The sequence below is a fragment of the Streptomyces sp. NPDC027189 genome (assembly GCF_055566975.1).
The window spans coordinates 61,364-78,904 of the sequence record NZ_JBVHRI010000002.1 but is presented as its reverse complement, the minus strand read 5'-3'; the positions used below and the strand labels follow the sequence as shown (position 1 = coordinate 78,904).

Below are 17,541 nucleotides of genomic sequence, written 5' to 3'. Positions count from 1 at the left end.
GGACCACTCATGCGCCTCACTCTGACGGTCGCGGATGCGCTCGGCGGTGACCGCGCGGACGTGGTCCTCGACGCGGACCCCGAGTCGCCGCTCGGCGAGGTCAGTAAGGCCCTGGCGCGCCAGTTCGGCGTGGCGGGATCCGGCACCGTACCGCTCTACGTCGACGGTCTCGCCGTCGACCCCGCCACGCCCCTGGCCCGGTCGTCCCTCCGGGAGGGCGCCGTCGTCAGCTTCCACGAACCCGTCGGCCACCTGTCCCAAGAAGTCACTGGAATCGTCGAGTTGAGAGTGGCCGGCGGACCGCAGGCCGGGGCCGTGCACCGACTGGGGCTGGGCCGCGTCGACATCGGCAGAGGCCGCGCCGCCCATGTCCGCATCGACGATTCCGAGCTGCCGGCACGGGCCCTGACGCTCACCGTCCACCCGGGCGGCGCATGCACGGTGCGGGCGCACGTCGCCGAGCACAAGGTCATCCTGGACGGGGTCATGTTGAGCGACCTCGACAGGGACCGTGGCGGCGCGGCCGGTCCCGCCGAGCGGGACTGGCCCCTCGACTCACAGCTCGCCGTCGGCGGCTCCCTACTGGAGCTGGTCCGCTACACCCCGCCGGACACGGCCCTGCGCCCTTCCGAGGACAGCGGGAGCCTCGACTACGACCGTCCCCCACGGCCGCGCCCACCCGAGCGCCCCATCCGTTTCCGGATCCCGGAGCCGCCCGTCCGCTCCCGCGAGGTGCGCCCACTGCAGTGGTTGGTCGCCGCGGCGCCGCTCGTGCTCGCCGGCGTCCTGGCCGTGCTCCTCCACACCTGGCCCATCCTTCTCGCGGGGCTGCTGAGTCCGCTCACCCTGATTGCCGACCGCTACCTCGACGGGATGCCGGGCCACATCTCACATGCCCAGCAGATCAAGGAGTACGAGGCGCACAAGGAACGCATCGAGAAGCGGGTTCAGGAGGCGCTACGGACAGAGCGGATCGACAGGCGGCACGCGATGCCGTCCCCCGGCGCGGTCCTCTCCCTCGCCACGGGTCCCCGCAGCCGCCTGTGGGAACGCCGCCGCGGAGACGCGGACCACCTGCTGCTGCGGGTTGGTACGAGTCGGCTCCCCTCCGAGGTCGTCCTTGAACGCCCCCAGAAGCTCGGCACCGTGACGTGGCTGATCGAGGACGCACCGGTAGGCCTGCGGCTGCGTGACCTCGGCGTGATCGGCTTCGCCGGGCCGGGCGACTTGGCGCGGGCGCTGGGGCGTTGGGCGGTCGCACAGACCGCGGCGTTGCACAGTCCGCTCGACGTCCGCTGCTACGTCCTGACCGAGAGCGGCGGGCAGGAGTCCTGGGACTGGGTGCGCTGGCTCCCGCATGCCCGCCCTTCCGGAGGAACGGACACCAACGTGCTCATCGGCACGGACGCGGAGTCCGTCGGCGCCCGTGTCGGCGAACTCAACCGGATCCTCGACACGCGGCAGAGGGCACTCCACGAGACCGGCTCGGACACCGCTCCGACCGGTCCCGACCTCGTCGTCGTCTGGGACGGTTGGCGACGGCTGCGCTCGATGCCGGGCGTCGTAAGGCTGCTGCGGGAAGGCCCGTCCGTGGGAATCCACGCAGTGTGCCTGGACGAGGACGAGCGGTTCCTGCCCGGTGAGTGCACGGTGGTCGTCGTCGCGGAGCCACCCGGTGCCGCACCGTCCTACATCCGGTACCCCACCACCGGGGCTGAGGATGAACACGTCGACCGGGAGGCCGAGTCGACTCCGTGGCTGCGTGTCGCGCACGCCGGCGGCGTCGTCGCCGTGCACGACGCGCGGCCGGAGTTCGTCTCCGCCGCGTGGTGCATGCGCCTCGCCCGTTGTCTCGCTCCCCTGCGTGACATCAGCCGTGAGGCGGACTACGCGGGCCTGCCCACCGAGAGCCGCCTCCTTGAGGTGCTGCAACTGGAGCGGCCCACCGGTCAGGCCATCGTCGCCCGCTGGGAGTCGGGCGGGCGGTCGACGCGGGCGCTCATCGGTGAGTCCTACGACGGCCCGTTCGGTGTCGACCTCGTCCGTGACGGTCCCCACGGGCTCATCGCGGGCACGACGGGTTCCGGGAAGTCGGAGCTGCTGCAGACCATCGTCGCCTCGCTCGCGGTCGCCAACACCCCCGAGAACATGACGTTCGTGCTGGTCGACTACAAGCGCGGCTCGGCGTTGCGGGACTGCGTAAGGCTTCCGCACACCGTCGGCATGGTCACCGACCTCGACACGCATCTCGTCGAGCGGGCCCTGCACTCGTTCGGCGCCGAGTTGAAGCGGCGCGAGCACATATTCGCCGCCGCCGACGCCAAGGACATCGAGGACTACCAGGATCTGGTGCGCCGGGATCCCTCGCACGCCCCCGTGCCCCGACTCCTGATCGTCGTCGACGAGTTCGCCTCGATGGTCCGTGACCTCCCGGACTTCGTCACCGGTCTGGTCAACATCGCCCAGCGTGGCCGCTCCCTCGGCATCCATCTGCTGCTCGCCACGCAGAGGCCCAGCGGTGTCGTATCTCCGGAGATCCGGGCCAACACCAACCTGCGCATCGCGCTGCGTGTCACCGACAGCGGCGAGTCCTCGGACGTCATCGAATCCCCCGAGGCGGGAGGCATCTCCAAGGTCACGCCCGGCCGCGCCTACGCCCGACTCGGTCGCGCTTCGCTCATTCCCTTCCAGGCGGGGCGCGTCGGCGGGCGACACCCGGGTAACGCGGACGCGGCACCGACCGCGCCCTGGGCCGCTCCGCTGACCTGGCCGGACCTGGGCCGCTCCGCCCTCACCAAGCCGAACACGTACGCCGACGAGGGAGAGAGAACTGATCTGAGCGTCCTCGTCGACGCCGTGCGTGAGGCGAACGCGACGCTCGGCATCCCGCCGCAGCACAGCCCCTGGCTGCCCCCGCTCCCCGAGGTGATCCTGCTGGACGAGCTCGACCACCTCCAGGAGACCGGTCGTGCGCCCGCCGCGACTCCCGGCGCACTGCCCCCGGCTCCGTTCGGCCTTGAAGACCTCCCCGACCGGCAGGCCCGCCGCCTTGTCGCTGTCGACTTCGCGAGGTTCGGGCATCTCCTGATCGGTGGTGCCCCACGCTCGGGCCGCTCCCAGGTGCTGCGCACGATGGCTGGATCCCTCGCTCGTACCCATTCCTGCGCCGACGTCCACCTCTACGGCATCGACTGCGGTAACGGTGCCCTCAACGTGCTCTCGCACCTGCCGCACTGCGGAGCCGTCGTCACCCGCGGCCAGACCGAGCGCATCGTCCGCCTCCTCTCGCGGCTGAGGCGCGAACTCGCGCGCCGCACGGACCTGTTGGTCGCACAGGGGCACTCCGACATCGGTGAGCAGCGGGCGACCGCCAGGCCGTCGGAGCGGCTGCCCCATCTCGTCGTCCTTCTGGACCGCTGGGAGGGCTGGCTGCCGACGCTCGGAGAGTACGACCACGGAGGTCTCACCGATGAACTGCACACCCTCATGCGGGAGGGGGCGAGCGTCGGCATCCACCTGGTGATCACCGGTGACCGGCAGGTTCTCGCGGGTCGGATCGCCTCTCTCACGGAGGACAAGTACGGGCTGCGGTTGGCGGACCGCGCCGACTTCAGCATGCTTGGCATCTCCGGCCGCCAGGTCCCCGGGGAGATCCCCGCGGGGCGCGGCTTCCGCGGCGAGAGCGGTGCGGAGACCCAGTTCGCGCTGCTGTCCGAGGACACCACGGGGCAGGGGCAGGTAGCGGCGCTCTGCGGGATCGGCGAGGCGGCGGTAGTCCGCGACGCCGACGTCCCCCGCTCACTGCGTCCGTTCCGTATCGACGCCCTCCCCAGCCGTATCGGCTTCGACGAAGCGTGGCAGCTGCGTGATCCGGTGGCCTCGCATTCCGCGCTCTGGGCGTTGGCCGGTGTCGGCGGCGACGAGATCACGGGCTACGGCCCCGATCTCGCCGAAGGCGTGCCCGCGTTCATCGTCGCCGGCCCGGCGAAGTCGGGTCGCTCGACGGCCCTACTCAACCTCGCCCATTCGTATCTCGCCCAGGGCGTGCGGCTCGTCGTCGCCGCGCCGCGCCCCTCGCCCCTTCGGGAACTGGCGGGTCGGGAGCGAGTAGTTGCCGTCTTCACCGGAAACGACATCGCGCAAGCCCATTTCGATGGGGCGGTCGCGTCGGCCTCGCGCCAGGAACCCGTTGTCGTGATCGTCGACGACGGGGAGACGCTACGGAACTGCGACGCCGAAGATTCCCTGAAACGCCTGGTCCAGTACGGCAAGGACAGCGGGCTCGCGCTCGTGCTGGGGGGCGACGAGAGCGGAGTCTGCGGCGGGTTCTCCGGCTGGCAGGTCGATGCGAAGAAGGCGCGCCGTGGGCTGCTCCTGTCGCCGCAGGAGTCCTCGGCGGGAGAACTCATCGGCGTCCGGCTCAGCCGAGGCGCGGTGGGATACCAGATCCAGCCCGGCAGAGGCCTGCTGCATCTCGGCAACGGCGAACTCCTCTCGGTGACGATCCCGATGCCGTGACACCCAGGAGTGGGTCGGCCAGTACGGACCTCGCCCCGGATGGAGGAGCGCCAAGTCTCGCAAGTCTTCGGGTTACTGAGGCACCGCCGGCCATCGTCGTACACGCGTGGCGTCGCTGCACGATGTCATGTGCGCGACGTGAAGATGCTGAGTGCGTTGGCGCACACGACCGCCGCGATGCCGGTCCACTCGGTCCAGCCCAGGCTGTGGCCCAGGACGATCCATCCGACCACGGCGGCGAGGACGGGGTTGACACTCATGAAGAGGCCGAAAGTCCGCGCGGGCACACGGCGCAGGGTGAGCAGGTCGGCCAGATAGGGCACGGCGCAGGAGAGGACGCCCGCCGCGACGGCGTAGGCGCGGGCCCTCACTTCCTCGAAGGAAGCCGCATGAGCACCGCGCAGAAGGGAGGCCAGGGGATCGCGGTCGCGCTCGGCGTCAAACTCGCCGCCAGGCGGCGGCCTGTGGTGCTCACGATCGGCGACGGCGCCTTCGCCTACAACCCGGTCATCCAGTCGTACGACGCCGCCAAGGCGTACGACCTGCCGCTGCTGATCGTGATCTTCAACAACCGTGTCTACAAGTCGATGAACCTCAACCACCGCAGGTTCTATCCCGAGGGCGCGGCGGCCGACACCGGCGAGTGGCTCGGCACCGACCTGCACCGGCTGCCCCGACTCGCGCAGTTCGCCGAGCCGTTCGGCTGCACACCGAGACCGTCGACGCGCCGGACGCGCTCGCCCCCGCCCTGGAGCGTGCGCTCAAGGCCGTGGCGGAGGGCACCACCGCCGTCGTCGACGTACTCGTCACCCGCTGACCAGGAGGCACCCGCCACCATGACCGACACCCCAACGCCCGGGCCGGGCAAGGTCCTTGTGCCCGCCGAGGACTTGCGCGGCTTCGCCGCCGCCCTTCTCGAGAAGGGCGGCCTCGGCCCGGAGCACGCCCACACCAGCGCCGACGTGTTCGTCGCGTCTCATCGGCCCTGACGTGCCCGCCCACCTCGGCCCGCCCGAGGCGACCGACCGGTCCATCCGCGGCGATTGCCCGCTCGCTCAACCGGCGTCGGGCTCCTCGGCGTTGACGGACTGCCGCACATGCCGCGCGATCAGGGCGTAGACCTCGCGGGCCTTCGCGTCGTCGGTGCCGTCGTACCCGTGATCGGCCTTGGGCACGTCGTGGTACTCGACGAGGGCCCCGGCCTGCCGAAGGCGCTCGGCGTACCGCTCGCCCTCCGCCTTGAGGAGGTCGAACTCCGCCGTGATCACCAGGGCCGGGGCGATGCCCAAGAGATCAGCGGTGTCCGACGGATGGGCGGGTGACACCAGCCGGTCGGCGCGCTCGCGCGGGTCCGGAACGTACGAGGTGTCGAAGACCTCGGCCATCCACGGGCGCAGCAGCGGCTTGGCGATGGCGGCACGCTTGTCCTTGGCGCTCGTCGCGAGGTCGAGTGGCGGGTAGTGGAGGACCTGCAGCGCGATCGAAGGCCCGCCCTCCTCAAGAGCCTGACGCGCGACGGCCGCGGCGAGACCGCCTCCGGCGCTCTGACCGCCCACGGAAAGTCGGCTGCCGTCCCAGCCGTGCTCGCCGCCGTGTTCGGCGATCCACCGGACGACCTCGAATGCCTGCCGGGGTGGTGCGGGAAACGGGTGTTGCGGGGCGACGACGTAGTCCACGTTGATCACGGCGACTCCGGCCTCCGCGGCTAGGCAACGGCAGAGCGGATCGTCCATCTCCGTCTGGGACATGACGTAGCCGCCGCCGTGGAAGTTGACGTGAACCGGCGGAGGCGGACCCTCGGTGGTGGGCAGGTACACGACGGCCCGGGCGGGGGCGACGAAGGTGGGGATCTCCAACTCCCGTGCGTTGCGCGGGAATTCCGGAAGGCGACTGTGGGAAGCGGCCGCGGAGCCCCGGCCACTCGAACGCCGGTCCGCCAACAGAGCGAGGCGCTGCATCGACTTGGCGGCGAAGGAAGCCACCGCGGGCCGGGCGAGGAGGGACATACGGTTCCGTTCGTCGGGCCGTGTCGCCAATCAACAGGATTCCTGGCAATTGCGGGGTCATGCTAGCACGGGCATTCGCGGGCTCTTGGTTGGTTGCCGACGGCGATCCGTCGGGCGTCATGGCCCATTTGAAGGAGGCGCCATCATGTGACTCGGACGATCAACATGGCGAGGTCGTCGTGGTGGTTCATCGCGATTGCGGCGTCGAGGACTTGGTCAGCGGTCTCCTCGGCGCTCAGTCCGTCGTGGAGGGCTTGGGCTGCCAATGTTCCGGTTTGCTTCAGTCCGGCATCCAGGGAGAGGTCCGGCGCTTCGACCAAGCCGTCGGTGACCATGACAAGCGCGGTGCCTTTGTACAGCGTGAAGGTCTCCTGCGGGTACTCGGCGTCCGGCAGGATCCAAGCAACGCGGCTTCCGTACGCCCACCCGTGAGAGCCTCATGCGCGATGTCGGACCCGGTGGCGCCACGCGAGCCGGGGTGACGGGGCGCTGGAGGCCCCGTCACCCGGCCGTACCGCCGCCTGCCGCGCAGCGCCCCGCTAGGGCAGCAGGTTGATCTTGAATGTGGACGTCGTGTTCTTCACGTCCTGTGCGTTGTCGCTCAACTTCAGGTTGTGGAAGGTGACTTCACCGACGGCGGGACCCTGCCCGGCCTCCGGCATCTCGTTGGCCCACAGGCCGAAGCCGGACTTCGCGTCGTACGCGTCGCCGCTCTTGTGCGCCCCGGAGATCGTCACGTCCGTGAGGACGGTGTCCTTGATCGGGAACTGTGGCTGTCCTCCCACGTAGTTGGTCTGGAACATGATGCCGCTGTACGTCGGATCGACGATGTCGACGTTGTTGACGCGGATCCCCTGGAAGACCTTCGAGGCGGAGAACATCCAGATGCCGGGGAAGGTCTGCCCATTCCAGAAATGACCGCCCGAGCGGACGATCGAGATGTTCTCCAAGGTCGTCGGATCCGTGCCGAAGCCGTTCATCGGGTAGCCGAAGTCCAGCGAGCTCACGGTGATGCCGGAGTAGACGAGGGTGTCGGCGATGTGGATGTTGCGGAAGGTGTTGTCGTAGCCGCCGTAGACGGCGATGCCCGCCGCGCGCCACGTCAGGATCGACGTGAGGTTCTCGTAGACGTTGTTCTTCTCGTCGGCTCCGCCCGCGTCGATCGCGGAGAACAGCGCGAAGCTGTCGTCGCCGGTGGCCCGCGCCTCGTTGTTGACGACGTGGTTGTCCGTGCTGCCGTTGGTCATGTTGACGCCGTCGGCGAACATGTCGCGGATCCGCGAGTTCTTGATGGTGACGCTGTCGGTGTTGGCGCCCCAGTAGAGGCACACCATGTGCTCGTTCCAGATGTTGTCGATGGTGATGTCGGAGACGTTGGAGAAGTCGAACACCTTGCCCGGACCGTCGATGCGGGAGGTGTAGTTGCCGAAGTACGCGAAGTTCGCGAACGACGACTCCTTGGCCGTGGCGTCCGCCCGGAATCCGATGTCCGTGTTCTCCTGCGCCGACGGCGCGTGGAAGCGCGTGTACCAGGGCCCGGCGCCGACGACCTTGACCGCCTTGCCGTACACCTGGAACTTGCTCGACGTCTCGTAGTCTCCGGCCGGCAGATAGACACCGACGAGCTTGCCCGTCGTGTCCATGCGCACCTTGTCGAGGGCGTTCTGCACCTCCTGCTGCGTGAACCCGGCCGGGACCGCGTACGTCGCCGGGTCCGGATTGGGGAGCGCCGACACCTGCTCCAGGCTCACGAAGTCGATCGCGTACTTCGAGTCGTTGGCGGCGTCCTTCTGGAGACGGATCCTGCTGCCGGCCGAAACGGTCCGGCCGAGCATCAGATTCGCCTCGTCGTAGATGTGCCGCGGTGAGCCCGAGCCCGGCGAATTGCCCGGACCGGTCTCCGCCCCGTACAGCCAGGCGTACTTGGAGGTCAGGTCGATGGCCTTGAGGAACTGGCCGTCGATGTAGACGTTGAGCGTGGAGTTGGCGCCGCCACCGCCCGCGGAGTCCGGGATGGAGAAGCGGGTCACCAGGGTGTTGGTGTCGGCCTTGGTGGTCCATTCCACGTAGTTGCCGGTGCTGTTGAGCGTGACGGCCTTGCGGCCGGAGGCCTCGCCGGCGATGTCGCCGACGGTGCGGTTGGGTCCCACGGTCTGGGCGCCGCCTCCCAGGGTGCCGTCCTCGGCCTCGTACATGTCGTACGGCATATTGGCGCCGCGTCCGACGAACAGCGGCAGGCTGCTGGTGTTGTTGTCGCGCTTGACCGGCAGTTCGTCCGCGTCGGCCGCGATCACGGTCTTCACGGTGAACTTGCCCTTGCCGGCCGTCCAGGTGCCAAGGCTCACGGGGGAGGCGGTGGCGCCCGCGGCGATGGCGCCGTCGTAGGAGCCGGTGAGCGTCTTCACGGTCGCACCGGAGGAGTCGAGCACGCTCAGCGTGATGCCGTGGCTGCCGCTCGCGGCGGCGATCGTGCCCTGGTTCTTCAGGGTGACGGAAAAGGTGACCGCGTCGCCCTCGGCGGGCGCGCTCGGCGACCAGCCGACGGGTGAGGCAACGAGATCGGAGCTGGACACGGGCTTGATGACGAGGGACGTGGGACTGGTGTAGGAGTTGTTGCCCTCGTTCTGCTCGATGACCTTGTTGTCCGGGTCGACGACGGCGCCGACTTGGTAGGTCCCGGCGTCGCGGGCGCCGATGTCCGCGGTGACCGTCGCCGAGGCACCGGCCGCCAGGGCGCCGACGGGGGCGGTGCCCACCTTGGTGCCGCCCAGCTGGAATTGGACTTCGGTGGCGTCCGAGGCATCCGTACCCGTGTTGCGCACGGTCGCGGTCAGCTTCACGGCGTCGGACTCGACCGGGTTGTCCGGGGCCGAGGCGATGCCGGTGACCTGGAGGTCCGGGTTCGGGGCGGGCTTGCCCAGCACCTGGAACTCGGCGACCTGCCCGGCGGGCGCACCCGAGTTGGCGGTGAACACCAGCTGGACGTCCGCGACCCGGCCCGAGGCGGCGATGCGCACCGTGTTCCCGCTCGCCGGGTCGAATGTGTACTCCTTGGCGTCCACCAGATTCGTGAACGAGCCGGCCTTCTGCTCCCGGCCGAGGACCTGGATCTTCTGCGTACGAGTCGCCCAGGCGGCGTCCGGACTGAGCTTCAGGACCACGGTGTTGACATCGGCGTTGGCCCCCAGCCGTACGGTCAGACTGTTCGGATAGGACCCCGGGCCGCCCTCCCAGTAGGTGCTGGTCCTGTCGTCGTTGGCGTTCTCCGCGACGAAGGTGTACACGCTGGACGACGCAGTGATCGGCTTGCCCACGGCGAGGTTGGCATCGTCGCTCGAGGAGCCGGTGCGCGTGACGGAGTTGCTGTTCGCGGAAACATTGCCCGCCGCGTCCTTGGCGCGCACGTAGTACGTCACCGTCGCCGAGGCGGGCTGGCTGTCCGTGTACGTCGTGACGTTACCGGCGACGCTCCGGCGCAGGGTGCCGTTGGCGTACACGTCGTAGCCGGTGACCTTGACGTTGTCGGTCGACGCCTGCCAGGTGAGCTCGACCTGACCGCTGGTGGCCTCCGTGAAGGCGAGGTTGCCCGGTGCGGTCGGAGCCTGGGTGTCGCCCGAATCGCCCTGGCGGGTCACGGTGTTGCTGTTGGCCGACTGGTTGCCCGCCGCGTCCTTGGCGCGCACGTAGTACGCGACGGTCGCCGAGGCGGGCTGGGTGTCGGTGTACGTCGTGACGTCACCGCCGACCGTGGTCCTCAACTCGCCGTTGGCGTAGATGTCGTAGCCGGCGACCCCGACGTTGTCGGTGGCGGCCTTCCACGTCAATGTGATCTGCCCGGTGGCGGGTTCGGTGTAGGCCAGCTCGGTGGGGGCGCTCGGTGCCTGGGTGTCGCCCGTGGTGGGTCCGTACACCTCCAACTCCGAGAGCTGGCCCGCCGGTTGGCCGGTGTTGGCGCTCACCAGCACGCGCACGTACCGCGTGGTGGTGGCATTGAAGCCGAGGCTCTGCGACTGGTCGTTCGCCGCGTTGAAGTCGTAGGCCTTCGAAGCGGTGAGGTCGCTGAAGTCCGAACCGTTCGTGCTGCCCTGGAGCGTGAGGGTCTGGGTCCGCGCCCCCCAGTTGGCCGGCAGCCGCAGCACCACCCGGTCGACGCGCACGGAGGACCCGAGGTCGACCTGGACCCACTGCGGGAGTGCGTCGTTCTTGCTCTCCCAGTAGCTGGCCCGGTTGCCGTCGCCCGCGTTGGCGGCGACATACGTCTGGGTGTAGCTGCTCGCTGTGAACTGCTTGCCCGCGGCCAGGTTTCCGGAGGAGTCGGTCGCGCCGTGCACCGCCAGTTCGGCGAGCTGTGCGGCCGCCCAGCCGGTGTTCGCGGTGACGCTGATGCGTACGTAGCGGGTCTGAGTGGCCGGGAACGAGATCGTCACCGTGTTGCCCGCGCTCGGCGCGAAGGCGTACGACGCCGAGGACTTGATGGTGTCGAAGCTCGTGCCGTCACCGCTGCCCTGCACGGCGAGCGTCTCGTTACGGCTTTCCCACGACGGGGGGAGCTTCAGCACCACCTCGTCCACCCGGCTGGATCCGCCGAGGTCGACCTGGACCCACTGGGGGAAGTCCGCTCCCGAACTTTCCCAGTACGTACCGGAGTTGCCGTCCGTGATGTTGGCCGCGCCGTAGTCCTGTTTCGAGCTGCTCGCCGTGGCGGCCTTGCCCGCGGCGAGATCGGGACCGCCGGCCGCCGTCGCGGTGGTGGTCAGCGCCGGGAGTCCTAAGAGAGCCAGCGCGATGGTCAGCAGAGCCGCCGACAAGCGGCCTCTCCAACGATGTCTGGACATGCGTCTCCTGCCCTTGAGCGGTGTCGCGTCGATACGGAACAGGTGCGAGGGAGTGTGGGGGTACGTATTTTGCGCTTTGTTGTCGAAGAATTGCATGGTGATATTGGTCAGTCCACAACTAGCGCAGACATAGTTGCTCTCGCCGCCGTGAAGTGAGCAGCAGGCGCCCTCGCGCATGGCCGCGTTCCCGAAGCCCCGGCCGCCCCCTGTCGCCAACATGGAGAACAAAATTGTTGACAATCTTGTTGGACTAGATTTACGTTCGACAGGCACTCACTCAGGGAGGGCGCAATGCAGAAGGAAGCCCGTCCAGGCACCGGAGAGCAGGCCAAGCAGCACGCACTGGTGCAGCTGCGGCAGGCGATTCTGCGCGGCGAGATGGCACCGGCCCAGCGGCTGGTGGAGAACGAACTCGCCGAACAGTTCGGTGTCACTCGGGCCAGCGTCCGGGCGGCGCTGATCGAGCTGGAATCGGAGGGACTGGTCGAGCGGATCCGCAACCGCGGATCGCGGGTGCGGGTGGTGACGGTCGAGGAAGCGGTGGCCATCACCGAGTGCCGTATGGCCCTCGAAGGGCTGTGCGCGGCCAAGGCGGCCGTCGCGGCCAGCGATGAACAGCTGGCCGAGCTGGGCGACTTGGGCGCGGCGATGTCCAAGGCGGTCGCCGACGGCGAGCCGGTGATCTACTCCGAGCTCAATCACGAAGTGCATGCCCGGATCAGGGAGTTCTCCGGCCAGCAGGTGGCCGTTGGGCTCCTGGAGCGTCTCAACGCTCAACTGGTGCGCCACCGCTTCCAGTTGGCGCTCAGACCGGGGCGTTCTCAGCAGTCCCTGAGTGAACACCTGGCCATGATCGAAGCGATCAGGGCCAGGGACCCGCAGGCGGCCGAAGCGGCCGTCCGCGTCCACCTCGGCAGTGTGATCGACGCGCTGCGCGACTGACGTACCGCGCGGCCGGCGCGCTGTGCGACGGACCAGGCCGAGGTGGGCGCGTACCTGTCCACCAAGGAGATTTCTGCAATGACGCACGGCAAAGCGCCCGACACTCCACGATCGACACTGGTCGTCACCGCGCATGCCGGGGACTTCGTGTGGCGCGCCGGGGGAGCCGTCGCCCTGGCCGCCTCCCGGGGCGAGAAGGTCACCATCGCGTGCCTGACCTTCGGCGAGCGCGGCGAGTCCGCCAAGGCGTGGCGCGAGGGCAAGAAGCTGGAAGAGATCAAGGCCATACGCCGTGACGAGGCCGAGCGCGCCGCGGCGACCCTCGGCGCCGAGGTCCGCTTCTTCGATGCCGGCGACTACCCACTGGCCGCCACCGCCGAGCTGACCGACCGGCTCGTGGCCGTCTACCGCGAGACCCGGCCGGACGTCGTGCTGACCCACCCGACCGAGGACCCGTACAACGGAGACCACCCGGCCGCCCATCGCATGGCCCTGGAGGCCCGCGTCCTGGCCCAGGCCATCGGTTACCCCGGTCCGGGCGAGATCATCGGTGCTCCGCCGGTCTTCTACTTCGAGCCGCACCAGCCCGAGATGAGCGGCTTCAAGCCCGAGGTCCTCCTCGACATCACCGAGGTGTGGGACACCAAGCGCAAGGCCATGGAATGCCTCGGCGCCCAGCAGCACCTGTGGGACTACTACACCGACCTCGCCGTCCGCCGCGGCGTCCAGCTCAAGCGCAACGCCGGCCCCAACCTGGGCCTGGCCCACAAAACCATGGCGGAGGCGTACATGCGTCCGTACCCGCAGATCGCGAAGGAGCTGGCATGAGCGGCGTGATCGTCACCAACCCGCCGAAGGCCGACGCGAAGGACATCGAGGCGGTCGCGGCGTACGGTGTCGCCACCGTGCACGAGGCCATGGGCCGCACCGGACTGCTCGGCACCCACCTGCGCCCGAACCAGCAGGGCACGCGTGTCGTGGGCACCGCGGTCACGGTGCTCTCCTGGCCCGGCGACAACCTCATGATCCACGCCGCCGTCGAGCAGTGCGGCGAGGGCGACATCCTGGTCGTCACGACCACCTCGCCGTCCAGTGACGGCATGTTCGGCGAGTTGTTCGCCACTGCGCTCCAGCGGCGCGGTGTGCGCGGACTGATCATCAACGCGGGCATCCGGGACACCGCCGAGCTGCGCGCGATGGGCTTCCCGGCCTGGTCCGCGGCGGTCAGCCCGCAGGGCACCGTCAAGGCGACCGGCGGCTCGGTCAACGTACCGGTGGCCATCGGCGGCCAGATCGTCCGGCCCGGCGACGTGATCCTCGCCGACGACGACGGTGTGGTGTGCGTGCCCCGGGCGGGCGCCCGGCGCGCCGTCGAGGCGTCCGAGGCCCGCGAGAACAAGGAGGCCGCGGCCCGCGCCGCCTTCATCGAGGGCCAACTGGGCCTGGACCGCTACGGGTTGCGCGAGACGCTCGTGCGACTCGGCGTCACCTACCAGTCATACGAGGAGCACGTCCGGGGAGGGGCGTACGAGCCGGACGGAGCGGGGTCATGATCGGACCCGAGGAGGTGCGCTGCATGCTCATGCGCGGCGGCACCTCCAAGGGCGCCTACTTCCTGGCCGACGAGCTGCCCTCCGACGTCGCCGCGCGCGACGACCTGCTGCTGCGCGTCATGGGCAGCCCCGACCCGCGCCAGATCGACGGCCTGGGTGGGGCGCACCCCCTGACCAGCAAGGTGGCCGTGGTCTCCGCCTCGGCCGACCCCGAGGCGGACGTCGACTACCTGTTCCTCCAGGCCGCCGTCGACCGGCCCGAGGTGTCCGACCGGCAGAACTGCGGCAACATCCTGGCCGGGGTGGGTCCCTTCGCCGTCGAACGGGGACTGGTCGTGCCGGGGGAGGAGCGGACCTCCGTAAGGATCCGCATGCGCAACACCGGGGACCTCGCCGTCGCGAGCTTTCCCACCCCCGGCGGGCGCGTCGCGTACACCGGCTCCGTCGAGATCTCCGGTGTGCCTGGCACCGCCGCTCCGGTGGTGATCGAGTTCCCGCAGGGCAGCAGTCCGCTGCTGCCCACCGGCCGGGCCCGCGACCTCGTCGCCGACACACCGGTGACCTGCGTGGACAACGGCATGCCGACCGTACTGATCGCCGCCTCCTCCCTCGACGTGACCGGCTACGAGGCGCCCAAGGACCTGGAGGAGGATCTGACCCTCGCCGACCGGCTGAGGGAGATCCGCCTGGAGGCGGGGAAGCTGATGGGCCTCGGTGACGTCGAGAACACCACGGTTCCCAAGCTGACCCTGCTGGCGCCGCCCCGGCACGGTGGCGCCGTGATGACCCGCACCTTCATCCCGGTGCGCTGCCACACCTCCATCGGAGTCCTGGGCGCCGCGAGCGTCGCCGCCGGGCTGCGCGTGGAGGGCGGCGTCGGGCAGGCCGTGGCGCGCCTGCACGAGAAGGGGGACCGGCTGCGCATCGAGCACCCCACCGGATTCCTCGACATCGAAGCCGGTGTCGAGTACGGCCCCGAGCGCGCCGTTCCGGTGGCCGGACGCACTGCCGTCGTACGCACCGCCCGCAAGATCTTCGACGGCACGGTCTTCCCCCGGCCGGCCGGAGCCGCACATCACCTTTAAGGAGGCCCGTATGGCGCCGCCCCTCGGAGACATCGCCCACCTCGGGCATGTCGAACTGCTCACCCCGGACCTGGACGGCAGTGTCCGGTTCTTCACCGACTACCTCGGCCTGACCGAGAACGGTCGCTCGGGAGACTCCGTCTACCTGCGGACCTGGGACGACTACGAACACCACAGCCTGACGCTCACCGCCCACTCGACCTCGGGCATCCGCCGCACAGCCCTCCGGGCCTCCAGCGAGGAAGCCCTCCAACGACGGGTCAAGGAGATCGAGAACGGCGGCCGCCGCGGCCGCTGGGTCGAGGACGAACCAGGCCTCGGCCCGCTGTACGTCACCAGCGACCCGGACGGCCACGAACTCGCCCTGTACTGGGAGAGCGAGTGGTACCGGGCGCCGGACGAGCTGAAGCCGGCCCTGAAGAACCAGCCGCAGGCCAAGCCCGGCCACGGGGTGGGCGTGCGCCGCCTGGACCATGTCAACTACCTCGCCGCCGACGTCTCGCCCAACGGTGACTTCATGCGCGACGCACTCGGCGCCCGCCCCACCGAGCAGATCGAGCTCAACAGCGGCAAGATCGCCGCCCAGTGGCTGACCTTCAGCAACAAGTCGTACGACATCGTCTACACCGAGGACTGGACGGGCTCGAACGGGCGCCTGCACCACATCGCCTTCGCCACGGACACCCGTGAGGACATTCTGCGCGCCGCCGATCTCGCCATCGACACGGGCGTGTTCATCGAGACGGGCCCGCACAAGCACGCCATCCAGCAGACGTTCTTCCTGTACGTCTACGAGCCGGGCGGCAACCGCATCGAGCTGTGCAACCCGCTCACCCGACTGGTCCTGGCGCCCGACTGGCCGCTGGTCACCTGGACCGAGGACGAGCGGAAGAAGGGTCAGGCCTGGGGTTTGAAGACCATCGAGTCCTTCCACACCCACGGCACGCCGCCGGTCGGCTGATCCACCCTGCCCGGCGTTTCTCGGCCGAGGATCTGACGGCCGTTTCCAGCCATCGCATACGCGCGGGCGGCACCTCATCATGTGCCGCCCGCGCCCTTCTCACCTGCTTCTCAGCTCCTCGTGGCACCGTCCTCGCGGTGGCCAGATTGTTTCTAGGATTGTTGACAAAAACGTTGACACCCTTGAATCCAATCCTTAGCGTCTGGGGCGCAATCGGGTCAGCCGCACGAGCCGCGTCGACCCGCCTCACCGATCCCCCTTCCAGGGCCCACGCCTCCTGGACGAGAGGAGACAACGATGTCCTCCTCCCTCGCCCTGCCCGCTCGCGGCGGCAGACTGGCCGCGCTCGTCGTCGGCCTCTGCTGGCTGGTCGTCCTCTTCGACGGCCTCGACATGTTCATCTACGGCTCCGTGCTGCCGCACATGCTGGAGACGAAGGCGCTCGGCATCGACCCCGGCAAGGCCGGTGACGTCGGCTCGTACGCCACCTTCGGCATGCTGATAGGCGCCCTGTCCTCCGGCACCGTCAGCGACTGGGCCGGCCGCAAGAAGACCATCATCGTGTCGACCGCGGTCTTCTCCCTGGCCTCCGCCGTCTGCGCCTCCGCCTCCAGCCTCGGCGTCTTCAGCTTCGGTCGCTTCCTGGCCGGCCTCGGCCTCGGCGGCCTGCTGCCGAGCGCGATCACCCTGGTCACCGAGTACGCCCCGCGCGGCCGCGGCGCCCTGATCGTCGGCTCGCTGATGACCGCCCACCAGGCCGGAGGTATCGTCGCCGGCTTCGTGGCGCTGTGGACCGGCTACTGGCGGCTCTCCTTCTGGATCTGCGTGATCCCGCTCTTCATCGGCGTCCCGCTGGCCGCCAGGTTCGTGCCCGAGTCGATGGCCTTCCTGCAGGCCAAGGGACGGGACACGGAAGCCTTGGCGCTGGCCGACCGCTACGGCGTCGAACTGGCCGCCCGCGACAAGGAGCGCCCGGCCACCGCCGACCGGTTCAGCGCCCTCGCCGGCCTGTTCCGCGGCGGCCTGTGGGTCCAGACCATGCTCTTCTGGGTGGCCTCCTTCGGCGGCCTCCTGCTGGTCTACGGCGTCTCGCAGTGGCTGCCGTCGATGATGAAGGCCAACGGCTACAACCTCGGGTCCTCGATCGGCTTCGTCATCGTCATCAACCTCGGCGGCATCGTCGGCATGCTGATCGGCGGCCGGCTCACCGACAGGTTCGGCGGCTCACGCATCTCCGCGATCTGGTTCGGTGCCACCGCCATCGGCATCTACTCGCTCAGCATCCACATGCCGCTGGCCCTCACCTACACCGTCGTCTTCCTGACCGGCATGTTCCTCTTCAGCGCCCAGGCGATGATCTATGCCACCGTGGCCGCCCGTTCCCACGACGACAACCGCGCGACCGCGGTCGGCTGGACCTCCGGCATGGGGCGCTTCGGCGCTGTCTTCGGCCCGTGGCTCGGCGGCCAGCTGCTCGCCACCGGCTCCACCACCGCCGGCTTCACCGCCTTCGCCATAGCGGGCGTGTTCTCGCTGGTGTTCGTCAGCCTGACCGGCCTGCGCCGGGTCCAGCCGGCGGAGGCCCAGAGCAGCGTGCAGCAGGAGCTGACCGCCACCGGCTGACCGGAGGGGCGAGGGACA

The 17,541-nt window shown here is 69.4% G+C and carries 11 protein-coding genes and 1 pseudogene; 8 read left to right on the top strand and 4 right to left on the bottom strand.

Going from position 1 to position 17,541, the window contains the following annotated elements; translation table 11 throughout:
- Positions 1–9 precede the first annotated feature (9 nt).
- Positions 10–4,518, top strand: coding sequence for an FtsK/SpoIIIE domain-containing protein (locus tag ACZ4RZ_RS04980; protein WP_467742103.1), 4,509 nt, complete (start codon positions 10–12; stop codon positions 4,516–4,518).
- 125 nt (positions 4,519–4,643) lie between these two features.
- Here the strand turns inward: ACZ4RZ_RS04980 and ACZ4RZ_RS04975 are convergent.
- Positions 4,644–4,883: pseudogene (locus tag ACZ4RZ_RS04975) on the bottom strand (EamA family transporter); the annotation flags it as partial.
- A gap of 24 nt (positions 4,884–4,907) precedes the next feature.
- Here ACZ4RZ_RS04975 and ACZ4RZ_RS04970 point away from each other — a divergent pair.
- Complete coding sequence (locus tag ACZ4RZ_RS04970; RefSeq protein ID WP_467742101.1) at positions 4,908–5,507, top strand: thiamine pyrophosphate-dependent enzyme; 600 nt, start codon at positions 4,908–4,910, stop codon at positions 5,505–5,507.
- Positions 5,508–5,573: 66 nt separating this feature from the next.
- Here the strand turns inward: ACZ4RZ_RS04970 and ACZ4RZ_RS04965 are convergent, their stop codons facing one another.
- The 3 genes from ACZ4RZ_RS04965 to ACZ4RZ_RS04955 form a co-directional block, all read right to left on the bottom strand.
- The gene (locus tag ACZ4RZ_RS04965; protein WP_467742099.1) at positions 5,574–6,524 is read right to left on the bottom strand and encodes an alpha/beta hydrolase; all 951 of its coding nucleotides are present in this window, start codon (positions 6,522–6,524) and stop codon (positions 5,574–5,576) included.
- A gap of 143 nt (positions 6,525–6,667) precedes the next feature.
- A complete protein-coding gene (locus ACZ4RZ_RS04960) occupies positions 6,668–6,883 on the bottom strand; it encodes a SpoIIE family protein phosphatase (RefSeq protein ID WP_467743052.1) in 216 nt (71 codons plus the stop codon).
- Positions 6,884–7,063: 180 nt separating this feature from the next.
- Positions 7,064–11,359: a discoidin domain-containing protein gene (locus tag ACZ4RZ_RS04955; RefSeq protein WP_467742097.1), complete on the bottom strand. Its 4,296-nt coding sequence runs from the start codon at positions 11,357–11,359 to the stop codon at positions 7,064–7,066.
- 291 nt (positions 11,360–11,650) lie between these two features.
- Here ACZ4RZ_RS04955 and ACZ4RZ_RS04950 point away from each other — a divergent pair, with 291 nt between their 5' ends.
- From ACZ4RZ_RS04950 to ACZ4RZ_RS04925, 6 genes are all read left to right on the top strand, one after another.
- Positions 11,651–12,301, top strand: coding sequence for a GntR family transcriptional regulator (locus ACZ4RZ_RS04950; protein ID WP_467742095.1), 651 nt, complete (start codon positions 11,651–11,653; stop codon positions 12,299–12,301).
- 78 nt (positions 12,302–12,379) lie between these two features.
- Positions 12,380–13,129, top strand: coding sequence for a PIG-L deacetylase family protein (locus ACZ4RZ_RS04945; RefSeq protein ID WP_467742093.1), 750 nt, complete (start codon positions 12,380–12,382; stop codon positions 13,127–13,129).
- Entirely contained in the window at positions 13,126–13,854 is a 729-nt protein-coding gene (locus tag ACZ4RZ_RS04940) for a 4-carboxy-4-hydroxy-2-oxoadipate aldolase/oxaloacetate decarboxylase (RefSeq protein WP_467742091.1), read from the top strand. The genes ACZ4RZ_RS04945 and ACZ4RZ_RS04940 overlap by 4 nt, the downstream gene beginning before the upstream one ends.
- On the top strand, positions 13,851–14,939 hold the full coding sequence (locus ACZ4RZ_RS04935; protein WP_467742089.1) for a 4-oxalomesaconate tautomerase: 1,089 nt from the start codon (positions 13,851–13,853) through the stop codon (positions 14,937–14,939). The genes ACZ4RZ_RS04940 and ACZ4RZ_RS04935 overlap by 4 nt, the downstream gene beginning before the upstream one ends.
- Before the next feature lie 10 nt (positions 14,940–14,949).
- Positions 14,950–15,900, top strand: coding sequence for a catechol 2,3-dioxygenase (locus tag ACZ4RZ_RS04930; protein WP_467742087.1), 951 nt, complete (start codon positions 14,950–14,952; stop codon positions 15,898–15,900).
- A gap of 297 nt (positions 15,901–16,197) precedes the next feature.
- Positions 16,198–17,523: an MFS transporter gene (locus ACZ4RZ_RS04925; RefSeq protein ID WP_467742085.1), complete on the top strand. Its 1,326-nt coding sequence runs from the start codon at positions 16,198–16,200 to the stop codon at positions 17,521–17,523.
- Positions 17,524–17,541: the final 18 nt, after the last annotated feature.

Excerpts from the sequence above, each read along its gene's own strand:
- ACZ4RZ_RS04970 (WP_467742101.1), top strand. The coding sequence starts at position 4,908 with ATGAGCACCGCGCAGAAGGGAGGCCAGGGGATCGCGGTCGCGCTCGGC.
- ACZ4RZ_RS04980 (WP_467742103.1), top strand. The coding sequence starts at position 10 with ATGCGCCTCACTCTGACGGTCGCGGATGCGCTCGGCGGTGACCGCGCG.
- ACZ4RZ_RS04935 (WP_467742089.1), top strand. The coding sequence starts at position 13,851 with ATGATCGGACCCGAGGAGGTGCGCTGCATGCTCATGCGCGGCGGCACC.
- ACZ4RZ_RS04950 (WP_467742095.1), top strand. The coding sequence starts at position 11,651 with ATGCAGAAGGAAGCCCGTCCAGGCACCGGAGAGCAGGCCAAGCAGCAC.
- ACZ4RZ_RS04965 (WP_467742099.1), bottom strand. The coding sequence starts at position 6,524 with ATGTCCCTCCTCGCCCGGCCCGCGGTGGCTTCCTTCGCCGCCAAGTCG.
- ACZ4RZ_RS04945 (WP_467742093.1), top strand. The coding sequence starts at position 12,380 with ATGACGCACGGCAAAGCGCCCGACACTCCACGATCGACACTGGTCGTC.
- ACZ4RZ_RS04955 (WP_467742097.1), bottom strand. The coding sequence starts at position 11,359 with ATGTCCAGACATCGTTGGAGAGGCCGCTTGTCGGCGGCTCTGCTGACC.
- ACZ4RZ_RS04925 (WP_467742085.1), top strand. The coding sequence starts at position 16,198 with ATGTCCTCCTCCCTCGCCCTGCCCGCTCGCGGCGGCAGACTGGCCGCG.
- ACZ4RZ_RS04930 (WP_467742087.1), top strand. The coding sequence starts at position 14,950 with ATGGCGCCGCCCCTCGGAGACATCGCCCACCTCGGGCATGTCGAACTG.
- ACZ4RZ_RS04940 (WP_467742091.1), top strand. The coding sequence starts at position 13,126 with ATGAGCGGCGTGATCGTCACCAACCCGCCGAAGGCCGACGCGAAGGAC.